Here is a 349-nt window from a genome sequence, read left to right as displayed (position 1 = left end):
GATATTATTAGCTATATCACTAACTGTATTAGAAATGATAGCTGATTCATTAGCAATTTCTACATTGTCTTTAGTGGTTTGATCAATAGTAGCTACACTTTCATTGATTTGAGTGATACCTGCAGTTTGTTCTTTAATAGATTCTGCCATATCATTGATAGATTGAACTAATAAATTTGTATTAGCTTCTATTTCACTCAATGATTTTTGAGTTCTTTCTGCTAGTTTTCTAACTTCATCAGCCACAACCGCAAATCCTCGTCCGTGTTCTCCTGCACGTGCAGCTTCTATAGCAGCATTTAATGCTAAAAGATTGATTTGATCTGCAATATCTCCAATAATACCTGTA

At 33.2% G+C, this 349-nt stretch carries 1 protein-coding gene; it reads right to left on the bottom strand.

Features of this window, described 5'->3' with window-relative positions; genetic code table 11:
• Positions 1-349 (bottom strand): methyl-accepting chemotaxis protein (locus CQA76_RS08970; RefSeq protein WP_232364932.1); only part of this gene is annotated, 349 nt, incomplete at both ends.

Source organism: Campylobacter aviculae, from assembly GCF_005406215.1.
GTDB classification, from domain to species: Bacteria; Campylobacterota; Campylobacteria; order Campylobacterales; family Campylobacteraceae; genus Campylobacter_D; species Campylobacter_D aviculae.
The sequence above is the reverse complement of the archived record's forward strand: the minus strand, read 5'-3'. Positions and strand labels throughout refer to the sequence as shown.